Source organism: Streptomyces sp. ATLC9 (assembly GCF_057196705.1).
The window spans coordinates 1-7,038 of sequence record NZ_JBXUOY010000264.1 but is presented as its reverse complement, the minus strand read 5'-3'; the positions used below and the strand labels follow the sequence as shown (position 1 = coordinate 7,038).

Here is a 7,038-nt window from a genome sequence, read left to right as displayed (position 1 = left end):
CGCGAGGACCGCGCCCGGCCGGTGGGGGACGGCCCTGTCGGCACGGTCGTATGACAACCCGGAGGCCGTACGGCGGGCGGCCGGGAAGGAACGGCGGGAGGACCGGGGCGGGCGGCGGGAGGACCGGGGCGGGCGGACCCGTTCAGCCCGCGAGAACGGCCCCGCTCCCGGGCAGCTCGTCGGCGAGCCGCTCGGTGAGCTGGACGACCTCCGCGATGTCCCCGAACTCGCGGGCCGCCGTGGCCGCGGTCTTGCGGATGCGGTTGTCGACCCGCTCGGAGCGGAGGCGCTTCGCCACTCCCAGCGCCCGGCCGGCCATCTCGGCGCACTGCTCGGGTTCGCGCTGCAGCAGGTGGACGGTGGCCATGCCGACGAGGTTGAGCGCGTAGGAGCGCTGGTGGCCGCCGCCGTCGCCGCACTCACGGCCGAACAGGTCCACGGCCCGCCGCATCGCCGGCTGCGCGAGCGAGAGGTAGGCCGGGCTGCGACCCGCCACATAGGCGAGGTCGCGGTAGGAGTGGGCGTTCTCGGCATTCAGTTCGGCCTCGGAGAAGAAGCCGATCCAGTCCGGATCGGCGTCCCCGGGGGCGGCCTCGGCGAAGGTCTCCTCGGCCATCCGCACCGCCCTGTGGCACTTGTCGGGCCGTCCCATGTTGGCGTACGCGCGCGCCTCGACGGCGTGGAGCATCGCCTGGGTCCGGGGGGTGGCGTCCTCCCGGCCGCCGTATTGCGCGAGGTGGACCAGCTCCAGCGCGTCCTCGGGCCGGCCCAGATGGATCATCTGGCGGCCCATGCCGGACAGCACGTACGAGCCCAGCGGCCGGTCGCCGGCCTCCTTGGCCGCGTGCAGGGCGAGGACGAAGTACTTCTGCGCGATCGGCTGGAGTCCGATGTCGTAGCTCATCCAGCCGGCCAGCTCCGCCAGCTCGGCCGTGACGCGGAACAGCCGCCGCCGCGCCGGCTCGGCGTGGTACTCCTGAAGGAGGTCGGTGACCTCGTGGAGCTGGCCGACGACGGCCTTGCGCCGCAGCCCGCCCCCGCACTGGGCGTCCCACCGGCGGAACATCACGATCGTCTGCTCCAGCAGTTCCAGCTCCGGGCCCGACAGCCGGCGGTCGCCCCGTGCGCCGATGCCCCGGGCCGGGACCGGCCCCGACGAAGCGCCGGGGAAGCCCTCGCCGGGGGCCGGCGCGACCGGGGCGGGCGCCAGCCAGCGCTGCATCGGCTCGATCAGCGCGGGGCCCGCGGCCATACCCAGGGAGTTTCCGAGGAAGCCCCGGCGGGCCAGCATCAGGTCGCTGCGCGAGAACTCGCTGATCATCGCCACGGTCTGCGGCCCCGTCCAGGGCAGGTCCACGCCGCCGTCGGAGGCCGCCTGGCGAGCGGTGCGCAACCCCAGGTCCTCGACGGCGACCACGCAGCCGAAGCGCTCGGAGAACAGCTCGGAGAGGATCCGCGGGATCGGTTCGCGGGGCTGCTCGCCGTCCAGCCAGCGGCGCACCCGGGAGGTGTCGGTGCTGATGTGGTACGCGCCCATCCGGCGTGCCCGGCGGTTCACCTGCCGGGCCAGCTCGCCCTTGGACCAGCCGCTGCGCGCGAACCACGAGGCGAACTGTCCGTTCGGGCGCTTCCCGACGGTACCGACTCCGCCGCTGCTGCCGTTGCCGCCCACTGGAACGCCCCCATTCGGCCCGTACGCGCCCTGCCCCGGATGCTCTCGCGGCATGCCTGTGGGATAGGCGCACGCCGGACGTCTTCCGTTGCCTCTGCATCGCCGTGTGAACCGAAAGTAATCCTACGATCACCGATCCAGCGAGTGAAATTGCAAAACCGCCACCATTCGCCACCCCTTCGAGTGAACCCAAGCAGCACTCCGCGCGGTTCACTTGTCTCAGGACGGCCACAACCGGTTGAAGCGATGCACACCGGGGGCGCACGAAGACCGGCGCACCCCTCATACAGATCCCGTCGCCCCGCTTCGAACCGGACCGTCCGGCGTCGCTCTGTGCGACGGTTTCGTAACCAAGAGCGCGCGGGACCCGTTGGAGGGGGCATGGGCTTCACAATCGGCAGCATCCGGGAGATCCGGGAGATCCGGGAGTTGCGGTCCGGTACCCGGCGCCACCGCCGCGCCCCGATGTGCACCGCGGTGGCCGAGTACACCGGTCTGTGGGGCTGGGACGTGGTCCCGGGGGCGCGTGCCACGCGCGTCGGCGGCCGGATCGAGTGCTCCTGCGGCGCCCCCGGATGCCCCTCCCCCGGCGCCCACCCCCTGGACGAGTCGCTGCTGGTGCCGGCCGGCGCGACGCTGGACGAGGCCACCGCGGCCTGGGACCGGGCCCCGGGTGCGGCCCTGCTGCTGCCGGTGGGCCGCGCCTTCGACGTCATCGAGGTGTCCGAGCCCGCCGGGCGCCGTGCGCTGGCCCGGCTGGAGCGGATGGGGCTGCCGCTCGGGCCGGTCGCCGTCGCCCCGCACGGCCGCGCCTGGTTCTTCGTGGCCACCGGCGCCGCCGCCGGTCTTCCCCGTCTGCTGTACCGGACGGGCTGGGACGACGCCGTACTGGACCTGCGCGGTCTCGGCCCGGGCGACCACGTCACCGCTCCGCCCTCCGACCTGGGCGGGCTCGGCCCGGTCCGGTGGCTGCGACCGCCCACCCTGGAAAGGGCCGGCCGTCCTCCGCAGGCCAGACTGCTGCTGGGCACCCTGGCGTACGTCTGCCACCGCGAGCTGCCCGGATCCTGACCGCTTCGGGGTCCGCGGGCATCCGGACCCGGGTCCGGGCTCGGGGCCCCGCCGCGGCCTCGGCCGTGCGCGGCGGGGCGTCCGGTGTCCTTCCCGGCCCGCCTGTTTCGTCAGTCGCCGATCAGGGCGTCGACGAACGCCTCCGGCTCGAACGGCGCGAGGTCGTCCGCCCCCTCGCCCAGGCCCACGAGCTTGACCGGGACGTTCAGCTCGCGCTGGACGGCGATGACGATGCCGCCCTTGGCCGTGCCGTCGAGCTTGGTGAGCACGATGCCGGTGATGTCCACGACCTCGGCGAAGACCCGGGCCTGGATCAGCCCGTTCTGGCCGGTGGTGGCGTCCAGGACGAGCAGGACCTCGTCGACCGGACCGTGCTTCTCCACCACCCGCTTGACCTTGCCCAGCTCGTCCATCAGGCCGGTCTTGGTGTGCAGCCGCCCCGCGGTGTCGATGAGCACCACGTCCGCGTTCTCGACGATGCCCTCCTTGACCGCGTCGAAGGCGACCGACGCCGGGTCGCCGCCCTCGGGGCCGCGTACGGTGCGGGCGCCGACACGCTCGCCCCAGGTCTGGAGCTGGTCGGCGGCGGCGGCGCGGAAGGTGTCGGCGGCGCCCAGCACGACCGACCTGCCGTCGGCCACCAGGACGCGGGCGAGCTTGCCGGTGGTGGTGGTCTTGCCGGTGCCGTTGACTCCGACGACCAGCACCACGCCCGGCCGCACCACGCCCTCGGAGGACACACCGCCCTCGGTGTGGACGGTGCGGTCCAGGTCGGTGCCGATCAGGGCCAGCAGCTCCTCGCGCAGCAGCGCGCGCAGCTCGGTGGGGGTACGGGTGCCCAGCACCCTCACCCGCTCGCGCAGCCGCTCGACCAGTTCCTGGGTGGGGGCGACGCCGACATCGGCGGTGAGCAGGGTGTCCTCGATCTCCTCCCAGGTGTCCTCGTCGAGGTGGTCGCGGGAGAGCAGGGTGAGCAGACCGCGTCCCAGGGTGTTCTGGGACCGCGACAGTCGCTCGCGCAGCCGCACCAGGCGTCCGGCGGTGGGAGCGGGCACCTCGATCTCGGGGGCTTCCGGCTGCGGGGGTGCGGCCGCCTCCGCGTCCGTCGCCCCGACCGGGGGCCGCGGCAGCTCGACCTCTTCGATGGTGCGGCGTTCCTCCGCGCGGGGAGGCCCGGCCTCCTCACCGACCTGCGGTTCGGCCGGGGGCGCGGTGATGGTCGGGGGTGGGGCGGAGCGGTCCAGCCGCGGCGTCTTCTTCTTGCGGACGCCGGTGACCACCAGTCCGCCGATCGCCACGACGGCGACCACGGCGATGACGACAACGAGAATGAGGATGTCCATGGTTCCCTAAAGAGTTACCTGCGCCACGGGCAGGGCCTGCCCGCCGCAGAGCCGTTCGGGCCGAGCGAGAAGCTCCTTCGGAGCCGGAGTCACAACGCGTTCCAGTATCGGTCAAGGACGCGGACGAGCGCCGTTCCGGCCCGTGGGGCGGGCCGGAACGGCGCTCGTCGCCGCGTGGGCGGAGCGGGTCAGCCCATCTCCTCCAGCGTCCTGCCCTTGGTCTCCGGCACGAACTTGAGGACGAACGGGATCGAGAGCACGGCGAAGGCCGTGTAGATGACGTACGCGCCCGAGAGGTTCCAGTCCGACAGGCTCGGGAAGGTGACGGTGATCAGCCAGTTCGCCACCCACTGGGCGCCGGCGGCGACGCCGAGGGCGGCGGCGCGGACGCGGCCCGGGAACATCTCACCGAGCATCACCCAGACCACCACACCCCAGGAGAGGGCGAAGAAGAGCACGAAGGAGTGGGCGGCGACCAGGGCGACGGCGCCCTGGGTGTCGGGCAGGGCGATGTCCTCGCCCGTGCCGCTCTTGTGGGAGAAGGCCCAGGCCGCCGCGGCGAGCGAGAGCGCCATGCCGGCGGAGCCGGTCAGGGCCAGCGGCTTGCGGCCGATCCGGTCCACCAGGAGCATCGCGATCACCGTACCGACGATGTTGATGATCGAGGTGGTGAAGGAGTAGAAGAACGAGCTGCCGGGGTCGATGCCGACCGACTGCCACAGCGAGGCGCTGTAGTAGAAGATCACGTTGATGCCGACCAGCTGCTGGAACAGCGACAGGCCGATGCCCACCCAGACGATCGGCAGCAGGCCGAAGCGGCCGCCCATCAGGTCGCGCGGGCTCGGCCTGCCCTCGCGGCGCATGCCCGCCTCGATCTCGGCGACGCGGGTGTCCAGGTCGGTCCCCTCCGGCTCGACCCCCTTGAGGACGGCCCTGGCCTCGTCCGTGCGTCCCAGGGCGACGAGATGGCGCGGGGACTCGGGTATGCGCAGGGTCAGCAGCCCGTAGAGCAGGGCGGGGACGATCTCGATGCCGAGCATGAGCTGCCACGCCTCGAGGCCCAGCAGCTGCCCGCGCTGGTCACCGTCGGCGAGGTTGAGCACACCCCAGTTGACCAGCTGCGAGACGGCGATGCCCAGCACGATGGCGCCCTGCTGGAAGGAGGCGAGCCGGCCGCGGTATCCGGCCGGAGCGACCTCCGCGATGTAGGCGGGGGCGATCACGGAGGCCATGCCGATGGCGACACCGCCCAGGGTCCGCCAGAAGGCCAGGTCCCACAGAGTGAAGGGGAGCATGGAGCCGATGGCGCTGAGGGCGAAGAGCGCCGCGGCGATCTGCATCACCCGGATACGGCCGAGCCGGTCGGCGAGCCGGCCCGCGACGGCGGCCCCGATCGCGGCGCCGATCAGGGCCGCGGCGATGACCTGTGCGAGCAGGCCGGGGCCGACGTCGAATCTGCCGCGGATGCCGACGACCGCACCGTTGATCACGGAACTGTCGTATCCGAAGAGGAAGCCTCCCATCGCCGCCGCGACGGCGATGAAGACGACGTGCCTGAGGTGCCGGTGGCGTACGGCCGGGGTGCCCGGGCCGTCCGTTCCCACCTGTTCGGTGCTGGTCACGGTGTGTACTCCTGCGATCCCCGGCGGCGGTGCCGGGTGGGGTGCCAAGTGGTTGCCGCCTTTTACCCGGCACGCACAACTGCATGCCGCCGCTTGAAGGCATAACCGACCATACAGAGACCATTCGTTCAATAATTGAAGTCAATAGATGAGAGAGGCCCGAGACGGATCCAACAGATAACGTTTTCCGTTCGGGAAGCGAAGCAAGAGCGAAGACACTGAACTCGTTCCGCCCCGCCTGCCCTGCCCCGTGTCACCCTGGTGGGATCTCAGCGGAGCCGCTGGCTGACGACCTTGGACACCCCGTCGCCCTGCATCGAGACGCCGTAGAGAACGTCGGCGACCTCCATGGTCCGCTTCTGATGGGTGATCACGATGAGCTGCGAACTCTCCTGGAGTTCCCTCATGATCCCGATCAGCCGCTGGAGGTTGGTGTCGTCCAGCGCCGCCTCGACCTCGTCCATGACGTAGAACGGGCTGGGCCGGGCCTTGAAGATCGACACCAGCAGCGCCACGGCCGTCAGCGAGCGTTCGCCCCCCGACAGCAGTGACAGCCGCTTGACCTTCTTCCCCGGCGGCCGGGCCTCGACGTCCAGGCCCGTGGTGAGCATGTTCTCCGGGTCGGTGAGGACCAGCCGCCCCTCGCCGCCGGGGAACAGCCGTGAGAAGACTCCCTCGAACTCGCGGGCCGTGTCGCGGTACGCCTCGGTGAAGACCTGCTCGACCCGCTCGTCCACCTCCCTGACCACCTGCAGCAGGTCCGCGCGGGTCTTCTTCAGGTCCTCCAGCTGCTCGCCGAGGAAGCGGTGCCGCTCCTCCAGCGCCGCGAACTCCTCCAGCGCCAGCGGGTTCACCTTGCCCAGCTGCCGGTACGCCCGCTCGGCCGCCTGCAACCGCTTCTCCTGCTCGGCGCGGACGAAGGGGACCGGGCGGTTGCGCGGGTGACCGGGGTCATCCGGCAGCTGCTCCCCTTCGGCGGGAGGCGACGGCGGCACCGGCTGGCCGGGACCGTACTCGCGGACCAGCACGGCCGGCTCCACGCCCAGCTCCTCCAGGGACCGCGTCTCCAACTGCTCGATCCGCAGCCGCTTCTCGGCGCCCAGCACCTCGCCGCGGTGCACCGAGTCGGTGAGCTTGTCCAGCTCCTCCTTCAGCTGCCGGCCCCGGTCCCGCTCGGCGGACAGTTCGCGCTCCCGCTCGGCCTTGGCGCCCCGGGCGGCCTCCCGCTCCTCCCCCGCCCGCGCCAGCGACACCTCCACATGAGCCAGCAGCTGCCGGGCGCCGGAGGCGACCGCCGAGGCCACCTCCCGCTCGTGCCGCAGCCGGGCGC

Annotated in this window: 5 protein-coding genes; 1 reads left to right on the top strand and 4 read right to left on the bottom strand. The window is 72.2% G+C overall.

All coding sequences use genetic code 11. The features are described 5' to 3' along the window. Positions 1-142: 142 nt before the first annotated feature. Positions 143-1,726, bottom strand: coding sequence for a transcriptional repressor NsdA (gene nsdA / locus AC2CJA_RS21920; RefSeq protein WP_484604391.1), 1,584 nt, complete (start codon positions 1,724-1,726; stop codon positions 143-145). A 327-nt stretch (positions 1,727-2,053) separates the two neighbouring features. On the opposite strand from nsdA, the gene AC2CJA_RS21915 reads away from it, so the two are divergent. Further along, the gene (locus tag AC2CJA_RS21915) at positions 2,054-2,743 is read left to right on the top strand and encodes a bifunctional DNA primase/polymerase (RefSeq protein ID WP_484604390.1); all 690 of its coding nucleotides are present in this window, start codon (positions 2,054-2,056) and stop codon (positions 2,741-2,743) included. Between the two features lie 110 nt (positions 2,744-2,853). On the opposite strand, the gene ftsY is transcribed toward AC2CJA_RS21915, so the two are convergent. The 3 genes from ftsY to AC2CJA_RS21900 all read right to left on the bottom strand — a co-directional run. After that, positions 2,854-4,086, bottom strand: coding sequence for a signal recognition particle-docking protein FtsY (ftsY, locus tag AC2CJA_RS21910; RefSeq protein ID WP_484604389.1), 1,233 nt, complete (start codon positions 4,084-4,086; stop codon positions 2,854-2,856). A 188-nt stretch (positions 4,087-4,274) separates the two neighbouring features. Further along, positions 4,275-5,708 (bottom strand): sugar porter family MFS transporter, encoded by a 1,434-nt coding sequence (locus AC2CJA_RS21905; protein WP_484604388.1) that lies wholly within the window; start codon positions 5,706-5,708, stop codon positions 4,275-4,277. 269 nt (positions 5,709-5,977) lie between these two features. Continuing rightward, positions 5,978-7,038, bottom strand: a 1,061-nt coding sequence (locus tag AC2CJA_RS21900) for an AAA family ATPase (RefSeq protein ID WP_484604387.1), incomplete at its 5' end; no start/stop codon positions are given.